At 72.1% G+C, this 24,429-nt stretch carries 24 protein-coding genes; 16 read left to right on the forward strand and 8 right to left on the reverse strand.

The annotated features are described in order from the left end of the window. Nucleotides 1-26 precede the first annotated feature (26 nt). Nucleotides 27-3,554 (forward strand): ATP-binding protein, encoded by a 3,528-nt coding sequence (locus tag IAG42_RS22090; protein WP_188338689.1) that lies wholly within the window; start codon nucleotides 27-29, stop codon nucleotides 3,552-3,554. Nucleotides 3,555-3,666: 112 nt separating this feature from the next. Here IAG42_RS22090 and IAG42_RS22095 read toward each other — a convergent pair whose 3' ends face one another. Further along, nucleotides 3,667-4,092, reverse strand: a complete 426-nt coding sequence (locus IAG42_RS22095; RefSeq protein ID WP_188338690.1) for a hypothetical protein — start codon at nucleotides 4,090-4,092, stop codon at nucleotides 3,667-3,669. Between the two features lie 233 nt (nucleotides 4,093-4,325). On the opposite strand from IAG42_RS22095, the gene IAG42_RS22100 reads away from it, so the two are divergent. Then, on the forward strand, nucleotides 4,326-4,871 hold the full coding sequence (locus IAG42_RS22100) for a DEAD/DEAH box helicase family protein (protein WP_188338691.1): 546 nt from the start codon (nucleotides 4,326-4,328) through the stop codon (nucleotides 4,869-4,871). 239 nt (nucleotides 4,872-5,110) lie between these two features. On the opposite strand, the gene IAG42_RS22105 is transcribed toward IAG42_RS22100, so the two are convergent. From IAG42_RS22105 to IAG42_RS22120, 4 genes are all read right to left on the reverse strand, one after another. Continuing rightward, nucleotides 5,111-5,521, reverse strand: coding sequence for a hypothetical protein (locus tag IAG42_RS22105; protein ID WP_188338692.1), 411 nt, complete (start codon nucleotides 5,519-5,521; stop codon nucleotides 5,111-5,113). A 302-nt stretch (nucleotides 5,522-5,823) separates the two neighbouring features. Beyond that, nucleotides 5,824-6,051 carry a helix-turn-helix domain-containing protein gene (locus IAG42_RS22110; RefSeq protein WP_188338693.1) on the reverse strand — a complete coding sequence of 76 codons (228 nt, stop codon included), beginning with the start codon at nucleotides 6,049-6,051 and terminating at the stop codon, nucleotides 5,824-5,826. Next, on the reverse strand, nucleotides 6,048-6,647 hold the full coding sequence (locus IAG42_RS22115) for a Uma2 family endonuclease (protein ID WP_223206116.1): 600 nt from the start codon (nucleotides 6,645-6,647) through the stop codon (nucleotides 6,048-6,050). The genes IAG42_RS22110 and IAG42_RS22115 overlap by 4 nt, the downstream gene beginning before the upstream one ends. Before the next feature lie 118 nt (nucleotides 6,648-6,765). Further along, nucleotides 6,766-7,815, reverse strand: a complete 1,050-nt coding sequence (locus IAG42_RS22120; protein WP_188338695.1) for an SEC-C domain-containing protein — start codon at nucleotides 7,813-7,815, stop codon at nucleotides 6,766-6,768. A 232-nt stretch (nucleotides 7,816-8,047) separates the two neighbouring features. Here IAG42_RS22120 and IAG42_RS22125 point away from each other — a divergent pair, with 232 nt between their 5' ends. From IAG42_RS22125 to IAG42_RS22150, 6 genes are all read left to right on the forward strand, one after another. Continuing rightward, on the forward strand, nucleotides 8,048-8,809 hold the full coding sequence (locus tag IAG42_RS22125) for a class E sortase (RefSeq protein ID WP_188341541.1): 762 nt from the start codon (nucleotides 8,048-8,050) through the stop codon (nucleotides 8,807-8,809). Nucleotides 8,810-8,835: 26 nt separating this feature from the next. Then, the gene (locus IAG42_RS22130) at nucleotides 8,836-9,078 is read left to right on the forward strand and encodes a DUF3311 domain-containing protein (protein ID WP_223206117.1); all 243 of its coding nucleotides are present in this window, start codon (nucleotides 8,836-8,838) and stop codon (nucleotides 9,076-9,078) included. Next, nucleotides 9,075-10,586, forward strand: a complete 1,512-nt coding sequence (locus IAG42_RS22135; protein WP_188338696.1) for a sodium:solute symporter family protein — start codon at nucleotides 9,075-9,077, stop codon at nucleotides 10,584-10,586. Before IAG42_RS22130 ends, IAG42_RS22135 begins: the two co-directional genes overlap by 4 nt. Before the next feature lie 50 nt (nucleotides 10,587-10,636). Beyond that, a complete protein-coding gene (locus IAG42_RS22140) occupies nucleotides 10,637-10,954 on the forward strand; it encodes a DUF6412 domain-containing protein (protein ID WP_188338697.1) in 318 nt (105 codons plus the stop codon). Nucleotides 10,955-11,069: 115 nt separating this feature from the next. Continuing rightward, nucleotides 11,070-11,840, forward strand: a complete 771-nt coding sequence (locus IAG42_RS22145; RefSeq protein WP_188341543.1) for a YidC/Oxa1 family membrane protein insertase — start codon at nucleotides 11,070-11,072, stop codon at nucleotides 11,838-11,840. Between the two features lie 143 nt (nucleotides 11,841-11,983). Further along, nucleotides 11,984-12,841 carry a fumarylacetoacetate hydrolase family protein gene (locus IAG42_RS22150; protein WP_188338698.1) on the forward strand — a complete coding sequence of 286 codons (858 nt, stop codon included), beginning with the start codon at nucleotides 11,984-11,986 and terminating at the stop codon, nucleotides 12,839-12,841. Nucleotides 12,842-13,117: 276 nt separating this feature from the next. Here the strand turns inward: IAG42_RS22150 and IAG42_RS22155 are convergent, their stop codons facing one another. Together IAG42_RS22155 and IAG42_RS22160 are read right to left on the reverse strand one after the other, a co-directional pair. Beyond that, nucleotides 13,118-13,588 (reverse strand): heme-degrading domain-containing protein, encoded by a 471-nt coding sequence (locus tag IAG42_RS22155; RefSeq protein ID WP_188338699.1) that lies wholly within the window; start codon nucleotides 13,586-13,588, stop codon nucleotides 13,118-13,120. Beyond that, nucleotides 13,585-14,694, reverse strand: a complete 1,110-nt coding sequence (locus tag IAG42_RS22160) for a Gfo/Idh/MocA family protein (RefSeq protein ID WP_188338700.1) — start codon at nucleotides 14,692-14,694, stop codon at nucleotides 13,585-13,587. The genes IAG42_RS22155 and IAG42_RS22160 overlap by 4 nt, the downstream gene beginning before the upstream one ends. 55 nt (nucleotides 14,695-14,749) lie before the next feature. Between IAG42_RS22160 and IAG42_RS22165 the strand changes: the two genes are divergently transcribed. The 8 genes from IAG42_RS22165 to IAG42_RS22200 all read left to right on the forward strand — a co-directional run bounded on the left by IAG42_RS22165 (nucleotide 14,750) and on the right by IAG42_RS22200 (nucleotide 23,596). Then, nucleotides 14,750-15,901 (forward strand): ROK family transcriptional regulator, encoded by a 1,152-nt coding sequence (locus IAG42_RS22165; protein WP_223206118.1) that lies wholly within the window; start codon nucleotides 14,750-14,752, stop codon nucleotides 15,899-15,901. 315 nt (nucleotides 15,902-16,216) lie between these two features. Continuing rightward, on the forward strand, nucleotides 16,217-17,029 hold the full coding sequence (locus tag IAG42_RS22170; protein WP_188338702.1) for a hypothetical protein: 813 nt from the start codon (nucleotides 16,217-16,219) through the stop codon (nucleotides 17,027-17,029). A 47-nt stretch (nucleotides 17,030-17,076) separates the two neighbouring features. Further along, nucleotides 17,077-17,844, forward strand: a complete 768-nt coding sequence (locus IAG42_RS22175) for a GntR family transcriptional regulator (protein ID WP_188338703.1) — start codon at nucleotides 17,077-17,079, stop codon at nucleotides 17,842-17,844. Between the two features lie 180 nt (nucleotides 17,845-18,024). Next, entirely contained in the window at nucleotides 18,025-19,131 is a 1,107-nt protein-coding gene (locus tag IAG42_RS22180) for an ABC transporter ATP-binding protein (protein WP_188338704.1), read from the forward strand. A 22-nt stretch (nucleotides 19,132-19,153) separates the two neighbouring features. After that, nucleotides 19,154-19,999 (forward strand): 2-aminoethylphosphonate ABC transporter permease subunit, encoded by an 846-nt coding sequence (locus IAG42_RS22185; protein WP_223206426.1) that lies wholly within the window; start codon nucleotides 19,154-19,156, stop codon nucleotides 19,997-19,999. After that, entirely contained in the window at nucleotides 19,986-20,783 is a 798-nt protein-coding gene (locus tag IAG42_RS22190; protein WP_188338706.1) for an ABC transporter permease, read from the forward strand. The genes IAG42_RS22185 and IAG42_RS22190 overlap by 14 nt, the downstream gene beginning before the upstream one ends. A 47-nt stretch (nucleotides 20,784-20,830) precedes the next feature. Next, nucleotides 20,831-21,904, forward strand: coding sequence for a 2-aminoethylphosphonate ABC transporter substrate-binding protein (locus tag IAG42_RS22195; RefSeq protein ID WP_188338707.1), 1,074 nt, complete (start codon nucleotides 20,831-20,833; stop codon nucleotides 21,902-21,904). Nucleotides 21,905-22,084: 180 nt separating this feature from the next. Continuing rightward, nucleotides 22,085-23,596 carry an alkaline phosphatase family protein gene (locus IAG42_RS22200; RefSeq protein WP_188338708.1) on the forward strand — a complete coding sequence of 504 codons (1,512 nt, stop codon included), beginning with the start codon at nucleotides 22,085-22,087 and terminating at the stop codon, nucleotides 23,594-23,596. A 41-nt stretch (nucleotides 23,597-23,637) separates the two neighbouring features. On the opposite strand, the gene IAG42_RS22205 is transcribed toward IAG42_RS22200, so the two are convergent. Next, nucleotides 23,638-24,417: an HAD-IIA family hydrolase gene (locus IAG42_RS22205; protein WP_188338709.1), complete on the reverse strand. Its 780-nt coding sequence runs from the start codon at nucleotides 24,415-24,417 to the stop codon at nucleotides 23,638-23,640. Nucleotides 24,418-24,429: the final 12 nt, after the last annotated feature.

Consider the following 24,429-nt stretch of genomic DNA (forward strand, 5'->3'; position numbering starts at 1 on the left):
AGGCGGGTCTGACGAGGGGTGGAGGCATGGCGGCGCAGGAGCGGCGGCGGTCGCGCGGGGAGCTGATCCGGCAGCGTACCCAGGCGCAGTTCGTGGGACGGCGGGCGCAGCTCTCGCTGTTCAGTGACAACCTCGCCAAGGACCCGCTCTCGGAGAGCGACCCCGCGGATTTCCTGTTCTGCGTCCATGGGCTCGGCGGGGTGGGGAAGTCGACGCTGCTGCGGCAGTGGCGGGAGGCCGCGCAGCGGGCCGGGGCGCTGACGGCGGTGGTCGACGAGAACGACGTGCACGGGGTGCCGCAGGCGCTCACGGAGCTGGCGCGGCAGATCGCCCGTGAGGCCGGGGTGCTGAAGGGGTTCGACCGGGCCGTCGAGCAGTTCGAGCAGCAGGCGCGGGAGCAGGCGGCCGCGGGAGAGGAGCCGGCGGACGGAGCCGGTGGAGCCTCGCTGTCGAGCCGGGTGGTGGCACAGGCCACGTTCGGGGCGCTGTCGTTCGTCCCCGGGGCCGGGGCGGTGACCTCGTTGGCGAACCCCGACACCGCGGCGCTGGGAATCGACCGGCTGCGGGAGAGCGCCCGGGGCCGTGGCCGGCGCGGGATGGCCGCCGATGCGAGCGGGCTGTCCCGCGCGTTCGTCACGGAGCTGGAGCGGCTGTGCCGGCAGCACCGCTGGGTCGTGCTGTTCTTCGACACGTGGGAGCAGACCGGGCGCCATCTGGACGCGTGGGTACGGGACCTGGTGCAGGACGCGTTCGGGCCGCTGCCGGTGAACGTGATGGTGGTGCTCGCGGGGCGGGAGGAGCTGTCCGAGCGGGACTGGGCTCCGCTGCGGCACCTCGTGAACGACCTGCCCCTCGAGGTGTTCAGCGAGGACGAGACGCGGGCCCTGCTCGCGGCGCGCGGAGTGTCCGACCCGGCCCGGGTCGACGCGGTGTACCAGCTGTCCCTGGGGCTGCCGCTGCTCGTGGAACTGCTGGCGCTGACCCCACCCGAGCAGACCGACGCCGGCGGTCGGGCGCACGCCGCCGGGGGGTCGGTGAACGGCGGGGGGCTGGTGGACGGCGGGGACGCGATCGAGGCCGTCGTGAAGCGTTTCGTGCGGTGGATCAGCGACGCCGACCAGCAGAAGACGGTGCTGGCCTGTGCGCTGGCTCCACAGCTGAACGAGGACGTGTTCGCCGCCGTCGCGCCCGAGGAAGGGCGGCACCTGTGGGGATGGCTGAACGAGCAGCCGTTCGTCAGCGGCCACGGGGACTTCAAGCAGTACCACGAGGTGGTGCGCGCCGGCATGGTGCGCCGGCAGCGCCTGGAGTCGCCGCAGCGCTGGACGGCGGCGCATCTGCGGCTCGCCGAGGCGCAGGCGGGATGGCGGGCCGCGATCGAAAGCCGGCTCCCGGCCGACGGGCTGTGGCAGGACGCCCGGTGGCGGCGGCACCGGATGGCCGAGGAGTACCACCGGATGTGCGCCGACCCGGTCGCCGGGCTGGAGGGCGCACTCGAACTCACGGTGCACGCGGCGGGCCGGACCGCGGCGATGCTGCAGGAGTGGGTCGACACGTGGGAGCAGGCGGCCCGGGACACCGATGACCGCGACCTGCGGGCGTGGGCGGCGCGGCTGCGTACCGCCGACTCCGAACTCGCCGTGCTCGACATGCTGCTGGCGCGCGGCGTGCTGGCGTCCGAGGTGGCCTCCTGGGCCCGCGTCCACCGCTGCCGGCAGCTCTTCTACGCCGACCGGGACGACGAGGTGCTCGCCGCGCTCGACCGCGAACTGGACCGCGTGGAGACACCCACCGACGTTCGGCGGCACGCCCTCGCGACCCGCGGTGCCCTGCACGCCTGGCAGGGGCGTCATGACCAGGGGATCGCCGACCTGACCGCCTCGCTCGACCTCTCACCCACGTACTGGGCGCTCGCGTGGCGCGGCGAGGCCCACCGGCTCGCGGGCCACTACGAGGAGGCCGTCGCGGACCTCACGGCGGCGATCGAGCGGGACCCGGCCGACGCGTGGGCGTTCACGAACCGCGGTGATGCCCACCAGGACGCGGGCCGGCACGACGAGGCGGTCGCCGACCTGACCACCGCGATCGACCTGATGCCGGGCGAGGCGCTCCTCTTCGAGGCGCGCGGCGAGGCCCACCGGGACGCGGGCCGCCTGGACGATGCCATCGCCGACCTGACCACCGCGATCGAACTCGACCCCCGCAACGCGTCGTTCAGGATCACTCGTGGCGAGATGCACTGGCTGGCCGACCGCTACGACGCCGCCGTGCGTGACCAGACCGCCGCTCTGGAGATCGACCCGGCGAATGCCCGGGCGCTGGCCGTGCGGGGGACCGTCCTCCGGCAGACCGGCCACCTGGACGAGGCGATCACCGATCTCTCTGCCGCGCTGGCTCTCGCGCCGACGAAAGAACGGATCCTGGCCGAGCTGGGAGCCGTACATCAGGCCGCCGAGCGGTGGGACGAGGCTGTGGCACACTTCACCGCCGCGCTGGAGCTCTCGCCCGACTACGCCTGGGCCCTTGCCAGGAGAGGCCTCGTCCACCGGTCGGCAGGGCGACTCGAGGACGCGGTCGCGGACCTCACCGCCGCGCTCGACGTCAGGCCCGACTACGCCTGGGCTCTGGAGGAGCGCGGCAGCACCCATCGTCAGGCGGGTCGGTACGACGCGGCCGTCGCCGACTTCGACGCCGCGCACGCTCTCGTTCCCGACGATCCCGACGTCCTGGCAGGGCGCGGCTTCGCCCACCGGCTGGCCGGCCGCTACGAGGCCGCGGTACGGGACCTCACGGCGGCCCTCGCCCTCGCCCCCGACTACGGCTGGGCCCTGGCCCTGCGCGGCAACACCCACCGGATGACGGGGAACTACGACGCCGCGGTGCGTGACCGCACGGCCGTGTTGGCCCTCGACCCCCCTGACCGCGCGGAGGCCCTCGCCCTGCGCGGCGAGGCGTACCGGCTCGCGGGCCGGCTCGACAGCGCGATCGCGGACTTCGACGCCTCCCTCGCGATCGACCCGGACGAGTCCTGGGTCCTGGCATCCCGCGGACAGGCCCACCATCTGGCAGGCAGGACCGAGGAGGCGTTCAGGGACCTGGACGCCGCCCTCGCGATGAGTCCCGAAGAGGGCTGGGTGGTTCGGGAGCGCGGCCGCTGTCTGCGTCAGGCGGGACACCATGAGCGCGCACGCGAGGACTTCGAACGAGCGACAGGACTGGAGGGCGTCGAGGAGTACGAGGCGCAGTTCGAACTGCTGCTGCTCGACACGCTGATGCACGGATTCGTCGCATGCGAGACACGGTGGCGCGAACTGCTCCGCACTCCCGTGGACGACGAGGACTGGGGCAAGGTCTTCGGCCTGCTCAGGGCGCTCCTCCTCGAACCGGACCGCACGGTCGAGGACGCCGCCGCGGCGTTCCGGCGGACAGCCCCCGACGGCGAGATCGTCACCTACACGCTCGTGACCCTGTCCGAGCTCGCCGCGGCGGACGGTCCGACCGCCCGGCGCGCTGGGCGCTGCCGCGAGATCGTCGCGGAGTGGACCGCCGTGTGACGCGCAGAAGGCGAGGGCGAGCCCGCATCCGCGCTGCCGCAACGGCCGGTTCCGTCGACCTCGCCCGACGGACGCCGGACGACCGGGTTCCTCCCACCCGTGCTGAGGGAGGTCAGTCGTCCATCGCCGTCGTTGCCACGTACCCCACCGGCGCCGACAGGAACAGGAACACCCAGTCCCGGTCCTGCGCCTCCATCTTGAAGACCTTCGCCGCCTCGCTCGTGTGCTCGGTCAGGAGGGTCCAGGCGTCGCTGAAGTCGCCGCCGAGCGGGGTGACGGCGATCAGGCTGATGCCGAGCAGCGTGCCCAGGTACGTGCCGAGCGGGGCGGCGATCGCGCAGGTCAGGCCGACCGTCTGACTGCCCTTGCTCTGACTGCCCGCCGCGGCCCCGGTGATCCCGGCGATCAGCAGGGCGCCCCAGGTGATCAGCTCCCCCTGGTCCTTGACGACGTACGCCCACGCCACGGAGAGCGCGATCGTCAGTCCGAGCACGATGAGTACGCCGGTGCCCTCGGTGTCGTTCGCCGACTCGCTCATCCCGTCCCCCTCGCGATGCGCCCGCACGCCAAAGCCCCGCGCCTGTTTCATGGTGACGGTCAGTCAGCTTCTTGAACAGAGCGCGATCCGGACCTCGGTGCGGAGGGAGTCGCGTGGTCGAACTCGACGGTGGGGTGAGGAAGTCGAGGAAGCGGCCACTGTCGATCATGGTCAACTGTCAGGGCAGGGGCGCGCTTAAGGTGACCGTGCGGCGGCAGAGAGGGGTGTGGGGGATGGGTCCGGCAGAGGTGTTGCTCATCGGTGGTCGTGCCGGGGTCGGGAAGACGACCGTGGGGTGGGAGGTGTCGGCGCTGCTGCGGGGGGCCTCCGTGCCGCACTGTGTGATCGAGGGGGACTTCATGGCGCAGGTGCACCCCGCCCCCGAAGGGGACCCGCGGCGCAGGAGGATCGCCGAGCGGAATCTCGCGGCGCTGTGGGCGAACTACGCCGAGCTCGGGTACCGCCGCCTCGTCTACACGCACACCGTGAGCGTGCTCGCTGAGGGCGAGGACATGTTCCGGCGCGTGATGGGCGACGAGGTCAGGGTCGTACGGGTGCTGCTCACCGCGTCGGACGAGACGGCCCGGGCCCGCCTCGCGGGGCGGGAGATCGGCTCCGAACTGGAGGACGAGCTGAGGAGCAGCGCGCGCAAGGCGCGGCTGCTGGACGAGCAGGCGCCCGCGGACACGGTGCGGGTGGCGACCGACGGGCGGTCCGTGGGCGACATCGCCCGGGAGGTGGTGGGGGCCGCCAAGTGGCGGGATAGTTACGGAAGTTAGTGGACTTCCCTGGCGGTGCTGTCCGACGCGGCAGGGCGGGTGCCCGGCGGGGGCGGCCTGCCGAGCGAGCGGGCGGGCGACGGTGTCCGCCCTTGCTCCGCGGCGCCGGCTCTGCCGAGACGGGTCCGTGGGATCCAGCCGATGCGGCACGTTCCGTGACGACCAGGGGGCGCCCGGTCGGCGGACCGGCCGTAGCGGGCGGGGCGCGGCAGCCGGAACCGACCGGCGGGCCGGGCGGGTCACTTCCGCAGGGGGAGCGCCTCGTCGATTGTGGGGACGGCGAGGTGGCCGGACTCCAGTGCCTTGTAGACGTGGTCGACCGGCAGGTATCGGCCCTGCTGGATTGTAGGCGTGATGGTGTCGATCGTGCCGATCTCGCTGAGACGAAACACGGTCCACGGCCGCCGCGTCTCCTCCAACGTCGATCCGTCACGGATGATCTCCAGGGTTGACGGGGGCGTGTCGCGTGTTCCCGGCACCTCTTGATGGATGGTGTCCACCGCGTCGACATCGAAGACCACGCTTGGGCAGCCTCGCCGGTACATCACCAGGAGGCGGGGACGGGCCAGAGCCACGTGCTTGCTGTCGAGCGGGCACAGATGGACGCCGTGTTCCGCGAGTTCCTCGCGGGCCAGGTCGTTCGTGGGCACCACCACCGCGTGCCGGTGCAGTGAGCGGAACCAGCGCAGTGCCGGCTCTTCCTCTCACACGCACTTGCCGCGATTGCGGTGCGTCGGCTCCGAGAGGAGGCCGCGTAGTGCCAGTTGCTCGGTACTACGAGGTGAACGGCCCAGCATCGAGGCGAAGTCAGCCCTGCCGATGACCTCGGTCAGACCCTCGAACCACGACGGCATACAACATCCCTCCCCGTCAGCGGAGTTGGAGTTCTTCCGGCTTCGGATCGTGAACGTAGAGGGCCCGTGGCCGGTGGTGGGCCTGCTTTCGCCGATCTCTACTCGCGTGAGTGAACGGCGGTGTCCTCGACGGACTCGAAGGCGATGGACACCCTGCATTCCAGGGCCGTGGCGATCCTGGTGAGGAGCGGAAGAGTGGGTACGTCCCGGCCGTTCTCAATGCGGGATATCGCCGCCTGCCCCGTCCCGATCAGCTGGGCCAACTCGGTCTGCGAGAGGCCGCGTTCTTGGCGCCAGCGGCGGACGAGGCTCGCCGTGTCCGTCACGCGGACGACCCCTCGCTCTCGTCGTAGCGAGGGAGGTTGTCCGTCGCGATCTTCCAGCCCTGCACGGTGATCGTGTCCCCGAACACGAAGTGCTGGGTGTTGTCGTAGGCGGCCGTTCCCGTTCGGTTCGTCGGGGCCCAGTGGTGGACGGCCGTGCCGTCGCGCGGGTCGACGATCAAGTAGTCCGGGATGCCCATGAGCGGGTAGTCGCGAAGCTTGCCCTCGTAGTCGTTCGCGGGGTTGGAACGGGAGACGATTTCGATGATCAGGTGGCAGTCGTGCGGGGGCAGGGCGTCGGCTGCCGTCGGTTCGAAGTCCGCGTTGACCACGACGAGGTCGGGGACCCGCAGGATGCCCAGGGCCGGATCCTCCAGGTCGGTTTCGACATAGAGGGCGAGGTCAGCCGGGAGCTGAGGCTCCAGCTGCGTGCGCAGACGATGAGCGACGCGCTGGTGGCGAGCCTTGGGGCTCATCATCATGAGGATCTGGCCCTGGCTGATCTCGGGCCAGCGCACCGCCTCGGTGTCGCTGCCGAACCCTTCGCGAAAGGTGTCGCGGAACTCGCGAAGGTGGCGGTAGATCGTCTCCTCGCTCATGACATCACCGTACATGAGTAAATCCTCATGGGTGGGAGTCGGTCTGCAGAGCGCGGCGATGCCGATGGGGCTGAGGTGGCACCGCCGCGGTGCCGACGGCAGAGGAGGGGGCCGGGCTTCAGGCCCCCGCCCCCGGCGCCCCGTGACACTCCCCGTAAGCCGACCCCGACCCGCACCAGCACGCCGCCCCCGCCTCCGGCGGCCACGGTACGGCGCGGCCTCGGGCGGCGAGGGTCGTGGCGTACTGGGGGAGGAGGGTCGCGTCGTCGGGGGAGGAGGCCTCGGACGCGGCGAAGGCCTCGTAGGAGGGGACCGTGCCCGTGACGATGCCCAGGTTCCGGGTGCCGGACGCGGCGAGCTCCCGCAGCGCACCCTCTATCGACGCCAAGTGGGCTTCGTAGGAGGGGTATTCGGAGGAGAGTGCGGGGTACGCGGCGATGAGTTCGGCGTACTCGGTCGAGGACCAGTGCAGGACCGCGACGGGGAACGGGCGGGACAGGGCCTCGCGGTACGAGCCCAACTCCGCGCGCAGGCGCGTGATCTCGGCCTGGAGGTCGGCCGGGTTGTCCGAGCCGAGGGCCCACAGGCGTTTGGGGTCGTGGAGTTCGTCGAGGGAGACGGAGGCGCGGTTCACGCGGTCCGCGAGCGCGTCCCACACGTCGTGGTCCGCGCCGAGCAGCCGGCGGACCCGGTGCCGGCCCAGGACCAGCGGATGCCGGGCGTAAGGGACCTCGCCGGAGTCCCGCTCCGCCTCGGACACCAGCAGCGTCAGGGCCTCCGTGAACGTCTCGTGCGCCTGCTCCAGTTCGTCGTGCGCCTCCAGGGACTCCGCGATGATCACCCACGGCGCCGGGTCCTGCGGCGCGGTCGCCCGCAGGCCGGTGATGATCGCGCGGGCCTCGGCCTCGTGGCCGTACTCCCACAGGTTCGCGGCCTTCAGGGCGCGGACCAGGGAGCCGTTGTGCAGGCCTTCGGAGGACAGCAGGCCGTCGTAGAGGCCGGTCGCGCGGTCGCGGGCCTCGGCCAGTTCGTAGTGGGCCGCGGCCTGCAGGAGCAGGGGCTCGGAGTCCTCGGGGTAGAGGGACGCGGTGCGTTCCAGGCGCTCGGCTTCCGCGACGTGATCGGCGTGGTCGTTCTCGGCGGGCGTGGCAGGCGTGTCGGGGCGCATGCAGAACACGGTACTGCCGCGGGCCGGGGGAGGGGCCGATCGCCCGCCCAAGACACCTGCGACAGACACAGGTGAGACGCCCCGCGCCCCGGCTCCGGGGTCCGCACCTCGCACGACCCTGGTGAGTTGAGGCCGCGGCGTCTACCCTGCGCGCGTGCTGCTGCAGCGTACGGAGGACGACCGACGCCGACCCCGGACCGTGGCCCAGGGGGCACCGCCCCGCCGGTCCCGGATGCGCCGCGCCCTGTGGAACGGGGCCGAGGGCGCCGTGACGCTCGGGCTCGTGCTCCTGCTGTTCGTCGCGCACCAGCTGTGGTGGACCAACCGGCAGGCGAAGGCGGGCGCCGAACGGCAGGTGCAGGCCCTGGAGCGGGAGTGGGAGCGGCCCGGGGAACCGCCGCCCGACACCGACGGGGCCGCGCGGTCGCCGGATCCCGCCGAGGAGTCCACGCCGCAGGGCGACGACCCCGCCGTGGACAGCGGCCCGCGCACCCGTACCGGTACGGGCACCGGCGCCCGCGCCGCCCGCCAGACCCCCCGCTGGGACCAGGCCTACGCCGTCCTCGGCATCCCGCGCCTCGGCCTGCGCGTGCCCGTCGCGCAGGGCGTCGGCAAGGCGAGCGTGCTCAACCACGGCTACGCCGGCCACTACCCGGGCACCGCCCAGCCCGGCCAGGCCGGGAACTTCGCGCTCGCCGGGCACCGCAACACCCACGGCGAACCGTTCCGCTACATCAACCGGCTGCGCCGCGGCGACACCCTCACCGTCGAGACGAAACAGGCCACCTACACGTACGTCGTCGACAAGAGCCTCGCGCAGACCTCCGCCCGCGACGGCGGCGTCATCGCACCGGTGCCGCGCAGCCGCGTCGTGCGCGGCGCCGGATACACGGAACCCGGGTACTACATCACGCTCACCACCTGCACCCCCGAGTTCACCTCCCGGTACCGGCTCGTCGTGTGGGGCGAGCTGCGGTCCATGCGGCCCCGCTGAACCGTCACTGAGTAAGGTCGTCGTCCGTGATCAAGCGACGGCCCCATCTGCTCTGGCTCCTCGTGCCCTTCGTGCTGTACGCCGGGGCGCTCCCGCTCGCGAACCGGGTCGAGCCGGTCCTGCTCGGGGTGCCCTTCCTCTTCGTATGGCTGTTCGCGGCGACCCTGCTCACGCCCGTCGCCGTCGGGCTGACCTGGCGCGGGGACCGCAGGCTGCGCACGGAAGCGGAAGCGGAAGCGGAAACCGAAGCCGAAGGGGGCCGGCGATGAGCGACGCGGCCGTGGCCACCACCCTGTTCGGCGCCTTCATGGTCGCCACCGTCGCCCTCGGACTGCTCGCCGTGCGCGGCAAGGGACGCGGCGGCGGGCTCACCGAGTGGTCCGTCGGCGGCCGCAGCCTCGGGGCCGTCTTCATCTGGGTCCTCATGGCCGGCGAGGGCTACACCAGCTTCAGCTACCTCGGCGCCGCCGGCTGGGGCTACAACTTCGGCGCGCCCGTCCTCTACGTCGTCGCCTACATGTCCTGCGGCTACGCCGTCGGCTACGTCGTCGGACCGATGCTGTGGTCGTACGCCCGCACCCACGGCCTGGTCAGCATCACCGACATGATCGCCCACCGCTACGGCCGGCCCTGGCTCGGCGCCGCCGTCGCGATCCTCGTCACCGTCTTCCTGCTCCCGTACATCCAGCTGCAGATCACCGGCATGGGCGTCGTCGTCTCGACGATCTCCTACGGCGCCGTCAGCCTGAACTGGGCCTACTTCGTCGGCTTCGCCGTCACCACCACGTTCGTCGTCGTCAGCGGCCTGCGCGGCAGCGCCTGGGTGTCCGTCCTCAAGGACCTCCTCGTCATCGTCACGCTCGCCTTCCTCGCCGTGTACGTGCCGCTGCACTACTTCGACGGCTACGGGGACTTCATGGGACGGCTCGTCGACGAGAAGAGCGCCTGGCTGACGCTGCCGGGCGCCGGGGGCAGCCCGTACGGGCAGGGCTGGTTCGCGACCACGACCGTCCTCAACGCGCTGACCGTCGTCATCTTCCCGACCACCGTCGCCGGCTACCTCGGGGCACGCAACGCCGACGCGCTGCGCCGCAACGCGATCTGGCTGCCCGCCTACAACGTCCTGCTCTTCGTGCCGATGCTGCTCGGCATGGCCGCCCTGTTCGTCGTGCCCGGACTGACCGGCGCCGAGTCGAACCTCGCCCTGTTCAAGCTAGTCGTCGACTCGCTGCCCGCCTGGGCCGTCGGCGTCATCGGGGTCGCCGCCGCACTCTCCTCGATCGTGCCGATGGCCGTGTTCATGCTGGTCATCGGCACGATGTGGGGCAGCAGCGTGCTGTCGCTCGTGCCCCGCTGGCAGGACTCGTCACGGGCGCAGAAGACCGGCTCGCAGATCGTCGTCGTCATCGCCGGCGGCCTCGCCCTGATCCTCACCTACGCCGCGCCCAACACCCTCGTCCGGCTCTCCCTCATCTCCTACGAGGGCATGGCCCAGCTCGTCCCCATGCTGCTCGTCGGGCTGCTGTGGCGGCGGATCGGCTTCGCCGCGGCGGTCGGCGGGCTCACGGTCGGCGTCGCCGTCGTGTGCGCGCTCGTCTTCAGCGAGCACGATCCGGTGCTCGGAGTGAACGCCGGCATCGTCGCCCTCGCCGCGAACCTCGCCGTCACCCTCCTGATCACCTACGTGTGGCCGGCGGACCGCGATCCCCGGCCGGACCACGAGCTCCTCGCCCGGGACCCGATCGACCCGCCGCCGCACGAGCGGGTGCCTGTATAACTGACGGAGCTGGACAGGACCCGGAGCGGACGAGGAACGGAGGGGAGCGCATGGACAGGAAGAACACCTGGGGCGCCGTCCTGCGCCCCGTCGCGCTCCTGCTGTTCCTGCTCGTCGAGGCCGTCGTCGTCGACACCGGCAGCCTCGCCGGGGCCGTCGCCCTCGCCGCGACCGCCGCCGTGGGCTCCGCCCTCACTGTCTGCTCCGTGCTCGCCGCGCGCAGCGCGCCCGCCGTGCCGCCCACCCGGGTCCGCACGGCCATCCGCGACCGGGAGCAGCGCACCGCGTTCCTGCCCCAGCGCGATCCCGACGCGCGGGGCCGCACCAGGCCCCGAGCACCCGGACGTCTCGTCCCGACGGCCTGCTGACCCGGCCCGGTCCCCGGTGACCGGCCCTCCCTCCGCAGTCCGTCACGCCGCGCAGTCCGTTCTCTGTCCCGGCACGACGAGACCCCCGGAGGGCTCACCACTCATGTCGTCCATCCTGTCGTCGTTCATGTCCGTCTTCGCGAGCCTGGTCGCCGGCCTCGCCGACGTGCTCGACCCGCTCTTCCACGGCGCCTCCACGGCCGCCGCCATCGTCCTGTTCACCGCGCTCGTCCGCCTCCTCGTCCACCCGCTGTCCCGGGCCGGGGCGCGCGGGCAGCGGGAACGCCTCAAGCTGCAGCCGCGCATCGCCGAGCTGCGCAAGAAGCACAAGAAGAACCCCGAGGCACTGCAGAAGGCGATCCTCGAACTGCACCGCGAGGAGAAGGTCTCGCCGCTGTCCGGGTGCCTGCCGATGCTGTTCCAGATGCCGGCGTTCTTCCTGCTCTACCACCTGTTCTCCAGCCGCAGCATCGGCGGCGACCCCAACGAGCTCCTGGGGCACACCCTGGGCGGCGCCCCGCTCGGCGGCCGGTTCGCGGACGCGCTCGGACACGGCGGGCTCCTCGGCGAGCAGGGGCTCGTGTACGTGGCGCTGTTCGCGCTCGTCGCGACCGTGGCCACGTTCAACTACCGGCGGACCAAGCGACAGATGGCGCTGTCCGCGCGGCCCGAGGCCACCGGTGACGGCGGAGGCCAGCAGGTGCCGGGCATGGCGGCGATGAATCGGCTCATGCCGCTGATGTCCTTCATGACCCTTTTCTCCGTGGCGTTCGTGCCGCTCGCCGCCGCGCTCTACATCGTGACCTCCACGACGTGGAGCGCCGTCGAGCGCGCCGTCCTGTACCGGGACATGCCGTACGGGGCCGCCGCCGCGCCCGCGCTCTGACGGGCCCCGCGGCCCCGGTGGGTCCAGTCCGTGAACGGGGTCTTGCGGACTGGACGGGGAGCTTGGAGGATCGACCAGACCTCCGATGGCTTGACGCCGCACCTGGCCTTCGGGGCTCCTCCTAGATCAGAGGGAGTTACACCATGAAGCTGCTGCGAGTCGGTCCCGCCGGAGCCGAGCGCCCCGCGCTCCTCGACGACGGGGGCACCCTGCGCGACCTGTCGGGCCTCGTGCCCGACGTCGACGGGGCGCTGCTCGCGGACGACGCCGCGCTCGACCGGGTCCGCGCCGCCGCGGCCTCCGGCGAGCTGCCCGCGCTCGACGCCGCCGGACTGCGCGTCGGGGCCCCGGTCGGCCGGATCGGCAAGGTCGTGTGCATCGGCCTGAACTACCACGACCACGCCGCCGAGACCGGTGCCGAGCCGCCCGCCGAGCCCGTCGTCTTCTTCAAGGCGGCGGACACGGTGGTCGGGCCGCACGACACGGTGCTCGTGCCGCGCGGTTCGCAGAAGACCGACTGGGAGGTGGAACTGGCCGTGGTCATCGGACGTACGGCCCGCTACGTCGAGTCCCACGAGGCCGCGCTCGCCTGTGTCGCGGGGTACGCGGTCGCCCACGACGTGTCCGAGCGCGAGTTCCAGATCGAGCGCGGCGGCACGTGGGACAAGGGCAAGAACTGCGAGACGTTCAACCCGCTGGGCCCGTGGCTCGTCACCGCCGACGAGGTCGCCGACCCGCAGGCGCTCGGCCTCCGGCTCTGGGTGAACGGCGAGCTCAAGCAGAACGGCAGCACGGCCGACCAGATCTTCTCGGTCGCCGAGGTCGTGCGGTACGTCAGCCAGTTCATGACCCTGTACCCCGGCGACGTCATCAACACCGGGACGCCGGCCGGCGTGGCCATGGGGCAGCCCGAGCCCAAGCCGTACCTTCGCGCCGGGGACGTCGTGGAGCTGGAGATCGACGGGCTCGGGCGCCAGCGTCAGGAACTCAAGCCGGCGTAGGGCTCCGCGTAGGGCTCCGCCGGGGGCGGGTTGTGGTGCGGGTCGGCTGCGCCCTGCGCCCCGGCGGTTCCCGCCGTAGGGGTTCCTGCCGTGGCCGGGTGCTGCGCCGTCGTGGTTGCTCGCGCAGTTCCCCGCGCCCCTGAAGGGCACACTTCGTGCGCTCCCCAGGGGCATGGTGCTCGCGCCCCGCGGCGGAGCCGCTGATCGGTACTGCCCCGCGCCCCTGAAGGGCGCACTTCGTGCGCCCCCAGGGGCATCTCCGGCTCGGCGTGCCGGTTACGCCATGAACGCGGTCAGGGCTTCTGTCACCAAGGCGTGGTCTTCCAGTTGGGGGAGGCCTGAGACCGTGGCGACGCCGATGACGCCCGCGTCCCGTACCCGGAGGGGGAACGCGCCGCCGTGGGCCGCGTACACGTCGGGGTCGAGGCGGGAGGACGCCTCGAACGTCGTGCCCTTGGCGCGGAACCGGCTCCCCACCAGGTACGACGAGGCGTGATAGCGCTCCACGACCCGCCGCTTGCGCGCGATCCACGCGTCGTTGTCCGGCGTCGACCCGGGCAGCGCAGCGTGGAACACCTGCTGTCCGCCCCGCGTGATGTCGATCGCGACCGGCGCCTGCCGCCCGCGCGCCAGCTCCACCAGCAGCGTGCCGAGCCGCCACGCGTCCTCGTACGAGAACGAGTCGAGGATCAGAGTGCGCTCCTGCTCCTCCAGCTCCGCCACCGAAGGGGTCTCGTTCGCGGTCACAGGGTCACCACCAGTCCGTCGCGGGCGGAGCGCCGCGCCGCCTCCAGGACGTCGAGCGCGGCGGCGGCCTGCGTGGCCGGCACCGGGTTCGGGGCGCCGTCGCGCAGCGCCGCGGCGACGGCGGCGTAGTAGGCCGGGTAGTCGCCGTCGGCCGTCGGGACCGGGGTGCCGCCGCCGGTCAGCGGGGACTCTCCGGAGCCGACGCGGCCCCACATCGTCTCGGGCTCCACGCCCCACGGCTTCCCCGCCCGCGGCCGCTCACCCTCGCGCAGCGCCGCCTCCTGCGGGTCCAGGCCGTACTTCACGTAGCCCGCCTCAGAGCCGAGGACGCGGAAGCGCGGGCCGAGCTGGGCGGTGGTCGCGGAGACGTAGAGGTGCGAGCGGACCCCGTTCGCGTGCGTGATCGCGATGAATGTGTCGTCGTCCGCCTCCGCGCCCGCCCGGCGCACGTCCGACTCCGCGTACACGGAGGCCGCCGGGCCGAACAGCACCAGGGCCTGGTCGACGACGTGGCTGCCGAGGTCGTAGAGGAGACCGCCGATCTCCTCCGGGTTCCCCGACTCGCGCCAGCCGCCCTTGGGGCGCGGGCGCCAGCGCTCGAAGCGGGACTCGAAACGCCACACGTCGCCGAGCGTGCCGTCGGCGAGGAGCCGCTGGAGGGTGCGGAAGTCGTTGTCCCAGCGGCGGTTCTGGAAGACGGAGAGGAACAGGTCCTTCTCCTCGGCGAGGGCGGCGAGCGTCCGGGCCTCGGCCGCCGTGCCCGCGATCGGCTTGTCCACGACGACCGGCAGGCCCGCCTCCAGGGCGGCGGTGGCGAGCGGTACGTGCGTCTTGTTCGGCGACGCGAGGACGATCAGGTCGAGCTCGCCGGCCCGCGCCCACAGCTCCTCGGGGCGCCCGGCGAAGCGCAGCCCGGCGCCGTGCTCGGCGCGGGCCTGCTCCTGCCGCTCGGGGTTCGAGGTGACGACCGTGTCGAGGACGAGGCCCTCGGTCGCGGCGATCAGCGGGGCGTGGAAGACGGAACCCGCCAGGCCGTATCCGACGAGCCCCACGCGGAGCGGCCCGCTTCCACCATTCATGCCAGTCGTACCAGTCGTGCCAGTCATGCACCCACTTAAGCAACGGTGTTGCCAAAGTGCAAGCGGGAGGCACAATGGCCAGGTGAACACGCACGTCACCCATGTCGGCCCCAGCACGGGGGTGAACCTCGCGGCCCTGCGCGGGCACAACGCCGCGCTCGTCCTCGACCTCCTCCGCACCGCGGGCGAACCCGGGATCAGCCGCCTGGAGCTCGCCGAGCGCACCGGCCTGACCCCGCAGGCCGTCAGCAAGATCACGGCGCGGCTGCGCGCCGACGGACTCGTCGTCGAGGCGGGCCGGCGCGCCTCGACCGGCGGCAAGCCGCGCACCGTGCTGCGGCTCGTCGCCGGAGCCGGGCACGCGGTCGGGCTCCACCTGGACCGGGACGAACTGCGGACCGTGCTGACCGACCTCGCCGGGGACGTGGTGGCCGCGCGGCGCGCCCCCATGGACCTCGGGGCCGGGGCCGACGCGGTCCTGACCACCGCCGCCTGCGAGATCGACCAGCTGCTCGCCGAAGGGGAGGCGGCCGGGGGCGACTCCGTGCTCGGGGTCGGCGTCGCCGTGCCGGGACCGCTCGATCACGCCGGGGGCGTGCTGCACCGGGTCACCGGATTCCCGCAGTGGGACGGCTTCCCGCTGCGGGACGCGCTCGCCGAGCGGCTCGGGCTGCCGGTCGTCGTCGACAAGGACACGAACGCGGCGGCGCTCGGGCTCGCGCTGGTCGGGGCCGCGGGGGAGGGCGGGCGTTCGTTCGCGTATCTGCATCTGGGGACGGGACTCGGGGCGGGGCTCGTGCTCGACGGGGCGCTGTACCGGGGGGAGCGGACCGGGGCCGGGGAGTTCGGGCACCAGGTGATCCAGCTGGACGGGCCCCCGTGCGAGTGCGGGAACCGGGGCTGCATCGAGGCGATCTGCCTGGCCGCCGTCGCCGCCGGGGACGTCGAGGAGGCGGCACGGGTCCTCGGGGAGGGCGCCGGGAACCTGGTCGGCCTGCTCGACATCGACGCGGTGCTGCTCGGGGGCCGGACGGTGAGCGCGGCGGAGGACCTTTTCGTACGAGGAGTCGGCGCCGTCGTGGAGACGCGGGCCCGGCGCGGAGGCGGGGGCCGCTCGATACCGGTGCGCTCGGCGCCGGGCGGCCCCACCCTGGTCGTGGAGGGCGCCGCCCAACTCATCCTCGCCCCGCTCTTCGGCCGAGGCACAGGCAAAATCCCCTCCCGCCGCCCCTGACCCTCCGGCAGCGCCTCCGTCGCGGGGGCCCATGTGCCCCTGGGGCGCACGAAGTGTGCCTTCAGGGGCGCGGGGAACTGCGCGATCAGCCACGACGGCGCAGCGGTCGGCGACGATGCCCGCCCCCTACGGCGGGGCCCCGCCCCCGGCGCCCCGGGCGGGGCCTGGCGACAACTCCGCGCCCCCAGGCTGACAGTCGTACTGGTCCGATCGGGGGGAGCGGCGCGTACCCCAGGCGTGCCGGGCGAACCGGACACCACAAGGGTGCCAGCCTGACTGACCCGGTTCCGCGACCAGCAAAGGCAGAGCAACCGCATGCGACCGCGCCGCCCGACCGCCCTCGCCCTCACTGCCGCCGCCGCCCTCACCCTCCCCCTGAACCCCACCGCGACCCCCACCGCCACCGCGGCCCCCGCCCCGGCCGCCCCCTGCGAAACCACCCGCACCACCCCCACCCGCTTCCCCCTCACCACCCGCATCGACGCCGGCCCCGACACCTACCGCCCCGGCGACGGCCCCCGCACCTGGTCGATCACCCTCACCAACCACACCCCCACCCGCTGCACCTCCCTGCACCCCGTCCTCGTCCTCGTCGACGACAGCAGGAAACTCCGCCCCACAGGCATCCGGCTCGAGTTCCGCGACGGCGCCCGCTGGCACCCCGTCGCCTTCGAGCACACCGACCAGGACGAGAACGTGGGCGTCATCGGCGCGGACACCGGCGGCTTCTCCGTGGAGCCCGGCGAGACGGTCACCGTGCCGGTACGGCTCGCGTTCAGCGAGGACACCCGCCCCGACCACGTCGTCGCCGACGCCGCCCTCGTTCAGCGCAGGGACGACGACGGCGACTGGGTCGGGGAGTCCGGCCACTACCCCTTCGACATCGTCACCGACGACGAGGGAGGGGGAGAGGAAGAGGCAGGGGAGGCCCGGGCTGACGCGGAGAACGGGGGCGGGGACGCCGCCACCTCCGACCGCCCCGGCGGAACCACCCTCGCCGGCGAACTGGCCCGCACCGGCCCCGACGCCCCCCTCACCGCCCTCGCCGCCACGGCCGGCCTCTGCCTGCTCGGCGGCGCCGCCGCACTCCTCCTGATCCGGCGCCGCACGGCGGCCCGGCGCCACTGACCGGTACCCGGCGCCGGCGGTTCACCCACGTCTGCGACGATCCCCGCGTGGACTACCCGAACGACCTGGACCCCGGCGCCCCGGTGCGCGGCGGCGTGCCCGAGCACGGACGCATCCCCAAGTACTACGCGGTCAAGGCCCAACTGACCGCACTGCTCAACGACTTGGCCGAGGGCGAGACGCTGCCGACCGAGCGCGATCTCGCCGTCCGGTACGCCGTCTCCCGCGACACCGTGCGCCAGGCCCTGCGCGAACTGCTCCTGGAGGGGCGGCTGCGCCGTCAGGGCCGCGGGACCGTCGCCGCGGGCCCCAAACTGGCCCAGCCCCTCTCCCTGGCCTCCTACACCGAGGGCGTCCGCCGCCAGGGCCGCCGCCCCGGCCGCACGCTCATCGGCCTCGACCGTTTCCCCTGCCCGCCCGCGCTCGCCGCCGAGACCGGCCTCGAACGCGGCGAGCCCGTCTGGCACATGGAGCGCGTCCTGCTCGCCGACGACGAACGCGTCGGTCTCGAGTCCACCTACGTCGCCGTGGCCCGCATGCCGCACCTCGACACCGAGTTCGACCCGGACTCTTCCTTCTACTCCTACGTCCACGAGCGGCTCGGCATCGACTTCGGCTCGGCCGACGAACGCATCGAGACCGTCCTCGCCACCCCTCGCGAGGCCCTCCTCATCGGCACGCCGCCCGCCCTCCCGATGCTCCTCATCCACCGCGTCTCCTACGATCCGGCGGGCCGCGCCACCGAACGCGTCCGCACCCTCTACCGCGGCGACCGCTTCTCCTTCACGACCCGCCTCGGCGCCGACAGCCAGTAGGCGGCGAAAGACTCGACGGTCCCGCCCCCAACTCCGTATGTAACGCAGTGATAACGGGTCTGGGCCAAGCTTGGGGGGTCGTTCACCGGCCCGTTCCCGGCCGGACCCGTCCGGGACACCCGATCCCACGAACGTAGCCGCCGTGAGAGTCATCGAGCCGACTGCGAACGAGCGGGACTGATGGAAAAGCTGACCGACCCTCCGGGCGCCCGCAGCGGCATCCGGTTCGACCGGGTGTCCGTCGCCTACGGCGGGAACACCGTCCTCGACTCCCTCGACCTGACCGTCGAGCCGGGCGAGGTCATGGCCCTGCTCGGGCCCTCAGGCTCCGGCAAGACGACCGCGCTGCGGGCCGTCGCCGGCTTCGTGCGGCCCGCCGCCGGGCGCGTGTTCATCGGCGGGCGCGACGTCACCGACCTGCCGCCGCACCGGCGCGGGATCGGCATGGTCGTGCAGCAGTACGCGCTGTTCCCGCACATGAAGGTGAAGGACAACGTCGCCTTCGGCATGCGCGCGCGGAAGGTGCCCAAGGCCGAGATACCCGGCCGGGTCACCGAGGCGCTGGAGATGACCGGCATGGGCGCCTACGCCGAACGCCATCCGCGCGAGCTCTCCGGCGGCCAGCAGCAGCGCGTCGCCATCGCCCGCGCCCTCGCCGTCCGCCCCGACGTCCTGCTCCTCGACGAACCGCTCTCCGCGCTCGACGCGCAGCTCCGCTCCGGCATGCTCGCCGAACTGGCCCGGCTGCACCGCGAGTTGCCCGACGTGTCGATCCTCTACGTCACCCACGACCAGGTCGAGGCCCTCACCCTCGCCGACCGGATCGCCGTCATGGACCGCGCCCGGCTCCAGGACGTCGGCACGCCGCAGGACCTGTACCGCAAGCCCCGCACGGAGTTCACCGCCTCCTTCGTCGGCAACGCCAACCTCCTTCCTGTCCAGGTCGGTTCGGGCTCCGCCGTCACCTTCGGGACCGCCGAACTGAAGGTCGCCGCCCCGGACGCCGCGGCCGGCGCCTCCGCCACCCTCTGCGTCCGGCCCCACCTCGTCGGACTCGGCGACGGGCCCAACGCGCTCACCGGCGAGGTCGCCGAGGTCCAGTGGCGCGGCTCCACCCACCGCCTCCTCGTCGACATCGGCGGCCACCAGGTCAAGGCCGACCTGCGCGAACTGCGCACCCCGCCCGCCCCCGGCGACACCGTCACCGTCCACTTCGCGCCCGAGGACGCCGTACTGATCGGCGCCGGTGTGGGAGCGGGAGCGGGAACGGGGGCGCGCGATGACTAGCGCCGCCATCGGGGCGCCCGCAATGCGCGGTGCCCTCAAGTCCCGCAGGAGCATGGGCGGTTGGGTGTGGGCGCTGCCGCCTGTCGCCGGGCTCGCGCTCGTCTTCCTCTACCCGTTGTTCCTCGTCGTCCAGCAGTCCTTCCGGCCCGACAGCGGCGGCACGTCCGTCCAGCCGTACCGCGACGTGTTCGCCTCCGAGGCGTTCCGCGAGGCGCTCGGCACGACGGTGTGGCTCGCCGCCGGATCGACCGCAGGATGCCTCGTCCTCGGCTTCGCCCTCGCGCTGGTCATCGCGTTCGTGCCGTTCCCCGGCGGGAAGGCCGTCGCCAAGTTCATCGACGTCTTCCTCTCCTTCCCGTCCTTCCTCATCACCCTCGCCCTGCTCTTCGTGTACGGGCAGGTCGGCATGGCCAACGGGCTGTGGACGGACGTCACCGGCGCCGCCACCGGACCGTTCCAGTTCCTGTCCACGCCCTGGGGTGTTCTCCTCGCCGAGATCACGTACTTCACGCCGTTCGTGATGCGGCCCCTGCTCGCGGCGTTCTCCCAGATCGACACGGCGCAGCTGGAAGTGGCGTCGTCGCTGGGCGCCCGGCCCTGGCGGATCGTCCGGCAGATCGTCCTCCCCGAGGCGCTGCCGGCGCTGGCCGCCGGCGGGTCCCTCGTCCTGGTGATGTGCCTGAACGAGTTCGGGATCGTCCTGTTCACCGGCGCCAAGGGCGTCACGACCCTGCCGATGCTCGTCTACGGCAAGGCGATCCTGGAGTCGGACTACCCCGGCGCCTGCGTCGTCGCCGTCGTCAACGTGCTGATCTCCGTCGGGCTCTACGGCGTCTACCGGGCGGTGAGCCGTCGTGCTGGTGCATAGCCGGGCCGGGAAGTGGGCCGTCCGGGTCCTCTTCTTCGCGCTCTTCCTGCCGCTCTTCGCGGTGCCGCTGCTCGTGATCCTCGCCGCGTCGTTCGCCGGGAACTGGTCCGGGGCCCTGCCCTCCGGGTTCACCACCGGGCACTACGACGCCGCCACCAGCGGTGACTCGCTCACCGCGCTCACCACCAGCCTCGTCACCGCCGTCACCGCCAGCGTGCTCGCCCTCGTCGTCGGCGGCTGGGCCGCGCTCGCCGCCGCCGCGCTGAAGAAGCGGGGCAGGCGTGCGATGGACACCCTGTTCATGCTGCCGGTCGCCGTGCCGTCCGTCGTCGTCGGCCTCGCCGTCCTCGTCGCCTTCAGCAAGCCGCCGATGCTGCTCAACGGCACCCGCTGGATCGTCATCCTCGCGCACACCATTCTTGTCACCGCGTTCGCCTACCAGTCGGTCTCGGCCGCCATCGTGCGTCTCGACCCGGCGTACGAGCAGGCCGCGGCGTCGCTCGGCGCCCGGCCCGCGTACGTCCTGTGGAAGGTGAAGCTGCCCCTGCTGCTGCCGTCCCTGAACGCGGCCGCCGGCCTCTGCTTCGCCCTGTCCATGGGCGAGTTGAGCGCCACGATGATGCTCTACCCGCCGGACTGGATGCCGCTGCCGGTGCAGATCTACGCCACCACCGACCGCGGCTCCCTGTTCACCGGATCCGCGATCGCCGTGGTCCTGATGGGCGCCACCCTGCTCGTGCTGCTCGCCGTCTCCCGCATCCGCACCAAGGCCTCGTACCGCTGAGCCCCGCTCCGCCGACACCCCTGTCCTTCCAAGGAGTTCACCTCGCCATGCCCGCGAACCCGCGCAAGAACACCCTCACCGCCGCCGTCGCCGTCACCGGCTGTCTCGCCCTCGCCGCCACGCTCACCGGCTGCGGCGGCAGCTCCGCCGCCTCCGACGAGAAGGTCGTCACCGTCTACAGCGCCGACGGCCTCAAGGGCGAGAACGGCGACGGCTGGTACGACAAGGTCTTCAAGGACTTCACCGCGAAGACCGGCATCAAGGTCGAGTACGTGGAGGGCGGCTCCGGCGAGGTCGTGCAGCGCGCCGTCCGCGAGAAGGCCAACACCCAGGCCGACGTCCTCGTCACGCTGCCCCCGTTCATCCAGCAGGCCGGTGGCAAGGGCCTGCTCGCGAAGTACGCGCCCGAGGGCGCCGACCAGGTCGACGGCGCCGACAAGGGCGCCGACGGCACCTGGACCTCCGTCGTCAACAACTACTTCGGCTTCGTCTACAACAAGAAGGAGCTGAAGACGCCGCCGCAGACCTGGCAGGAACTGCTCGACGGCAAGTACAAGAACAAGCTCCAGTACTCCACCCCGGGCGTCGCCGGCGACGGCACCGCCGTCGTCGTCAAGGCCATGCACGACTTCGGCGGCAAGCAGCCCGCCATGGACTACCTGAAGAAGCTCCAGGCCAACAACGTCGGCCCGTCTGCCTCCACCGGCAAACTCGCCCCCAAGGTGGACAAGGGCGAACTCCTCGTCGCCAACGGCGACGTGCAGATGAACTACGCCCAGTCCAAGGACATGCCCAACCTCGGCATCTGGTTCCCGAAGACCGAGGGCGGCAAGCCCACCTCCTTCGCCCTGCCCTACGCCGCCGGCCTCGTGAAGAACGCCCCGCACACCGCCAACGGCAAGAAGCTCCTCGACTTCATGCTCGCGACCAAGCAGCAGCAGGAGGTCAGCGCCATCGGCGGCGGCTTCTCCGCGCGCGGCGACGTCCACGCCACCGACGAGAACGCCCTCGCCCTCGCCAAGATCATGGACGGCGTCGAGATCTTCGAGCCGGACTGGAACGACATCGACAAGAACCTCCAGACGTACGTCGACGACTGGAAGACCGCCACCGGCAGCTGAGCCCCGCCCGCCCCGCAGCTCAGTCCATCGGGCGGCGACGAATGTCCATGGCGCTCCCCGCCCGCATCACCAGAAGATAACGGGTCTGGTCCAACGCCTCCGAATTCTCAGGGGTGTCGGACCACCCGCGCACGCCCGCAGACACCCGTGACCGCCCGCCCCGCTCCGGAGGACCCCCGCATGCCGCGCACCCCGTCCGGCCTCTCCCGCCGCTCGATGCTCCTCGGCTCCGCCACCGCAGCACTCGCCCTCACCGTCCCGGCGACGAGCGCCGTCGCCCGCGCCCGCGCCGCCCGGACCCCGAAGGTCCTCGTCATCGGCCTCGACGGCGCCCTCCTGAACCGCATCAAGGACGCCGACGCACCCCGCCTCAAGGCCCTCATGGCGGCCGGCCTCACCGCCCCCAGTGCGATCTACGCCAACCCGATGGCGCCCACCATGTCCGGCCCCGGCTGGTCCACCCTCATCACCGGCGTCTGGCCCGACAAGCACAACGTGAAGGACAACAACTTCACCGGCCACAAGTTCGCCCAGTACCCCGACTTCCTCACCCGGATCGAGACCGCGAAGCCGTCGCTGTCGACGTACGCTGTCTCCTCCTGGGCCCCGATCACCGACATCGTCTTCTCCGCGAAGGTCGACACCCGCGTCTCCACCCCGAGCGCCGAGTACGACACCGGCACCACCGCCCGCGCCGTCGAACGGCTCAAGGGCGCGAACCCGGACGCCGTCTTCGTCCAGCTCGACAACGTCGACCACGCCGGCCACACCTACGGCGCCGCGAGCCAGGAGTACCTCGACGCGATCCACGGCGTCGACGGCCAGGTCGGCGCGATGGTCGACGCCGTCACGTCCCGTTCCACGTACGGGAACGAGGACTGGCTGATCCTCGTCACCGCCGACCACGGGCACACCGACGTGGGCGGCCACGGCGGCTCCACCTGGCCCGAACGCCAGACGTTCATGATCGCGACGGGCGGCACCGCTGCGCCCGGCTCCACCCGCCACGACGTCAAGATGCCCGACATCGCGGCCACCGCCCTCGCTCACCTCGGCATCGCCCTCGACCCCGCCTGGGGCCTGGACGGCCGCCCGGTCCAGCAGCCGCTCCCCGACGACTTCGACGCCCTGCGCGACCGGCTGGGCGGGCCCGTCGACGAGACCGGCATCGGATCCGGCGTCATCGGCTTCACGCACACCCCGCCGAGCGGCTGGAGCGTCGACAACTCCCGGATGGGCACCGGCGGCGTCACCGAATGGCGCGGCTGGTCCTTCACCACCGACGAGTTCTGGACCAAGGCCGAACGCGACCAGCAGCGCGAGTGCAACGTGCGGGCCCGCGGCGTCTTCGCCGTGGCCGACGGCGACGAATGGTCCGACAAGACCGTCACCGGCACCTTCGACTCGACCCTGACCAGCCCCGCCTTCCCGGTCACCGGCGGCCGCCCGGCCACCCTCACCTACACGACCTTCTACCGCCAGGAGGCCCCGCAGAAGGGCGAGGTCCTCGTCTCCTACGACGGCGCCGCCCCCGTCCCCGTCCGCACCTACACGGCCGACGTCCCCTCCCGCACGGAGACCGTCCCACTGACCGTCCCCGCGGGCGCGACCAGCGCGAAGGCCCACTTCCGCTACACCGGGGCCAACAACTGGTTCTGGACGATCGACGGGGTCAAGATCAGCCGGTCTTGATCAGGGCGGCCCGGCTGCTGAGGCAGCCGGGCCGCCATCACTCACACCAGGTCGACGAGATCCGCGATCGAATCGACGACCTTGGTCGGACGGAACGGGAACCTGTCGATGTCCGACTGGCTGGTGAGCCCCGTCAGAACCAGGAACGTCGTCATGCCTGCTTCGAGACCGGCCAGGACATCGGTGTCCATCCGGTCGCCGATCATGGCGCTGGACTCGGAGTGGGCACCGATGGCGTTGAGCCCGGTACGCATCATCAGCGGGTTCGGCTTGCCGACGAAGTAAGGCTCCTTGCCGGTCGCCTTCGTGATCAGCGCGGCGACGGAGCCGGTGGCAGGCAGCACGCCTTCGGTCGAAGGCCCGGTGTTGTCAGGATTCGTGGCAATGAATCGGGCGCCGCCGTTGATGAGCCGGATGGCCTTGGTCAGCGCTTCGAACGAATAGGTACGCGTCTCGCCCAAGATCACGAAATCGGGATCCGCGTCGCTGAGGATGTAGCCGACGTCGTGCAACGCAGTGGTCAGACCGGCCTCGCCGATGACGTATGCCGTACCGTTCGGCCGCTGACTGTCCACGAATCTGGCGGTCGCCAGAGCCGACGTCCAGATGTTCTCCATCGGCACTTCCAGCCCGATGCGATTGAGGCGGGCGTGCAAGTCCCTGGCCGTGTACATCGAGTTGTTGGTCAGGACCAGGAAGGGCTTGCCCGAGTCACGCAACTTCTTGATGAACGAGTCCGCACCGGGAATCGGAACGCCCTCGTGCATGAGGACTCCGTCCATGTCGGTCAGCCACGAGTCGATGGGCTTCGGCTCTGTCATGGGCGCGGGCTC

Origin of the sequence: Streptomyces xanthii (assembly GCF_014621695.1) — a bacterium.
In the GTDB taxonomy this organism is placed as follows: domain Bacteria; phylum Actinomycetota; class Actinomycetes; order Streptomycetales; family Streptomycetaceae; genus Streptomyces; species Streptomyces xanthii.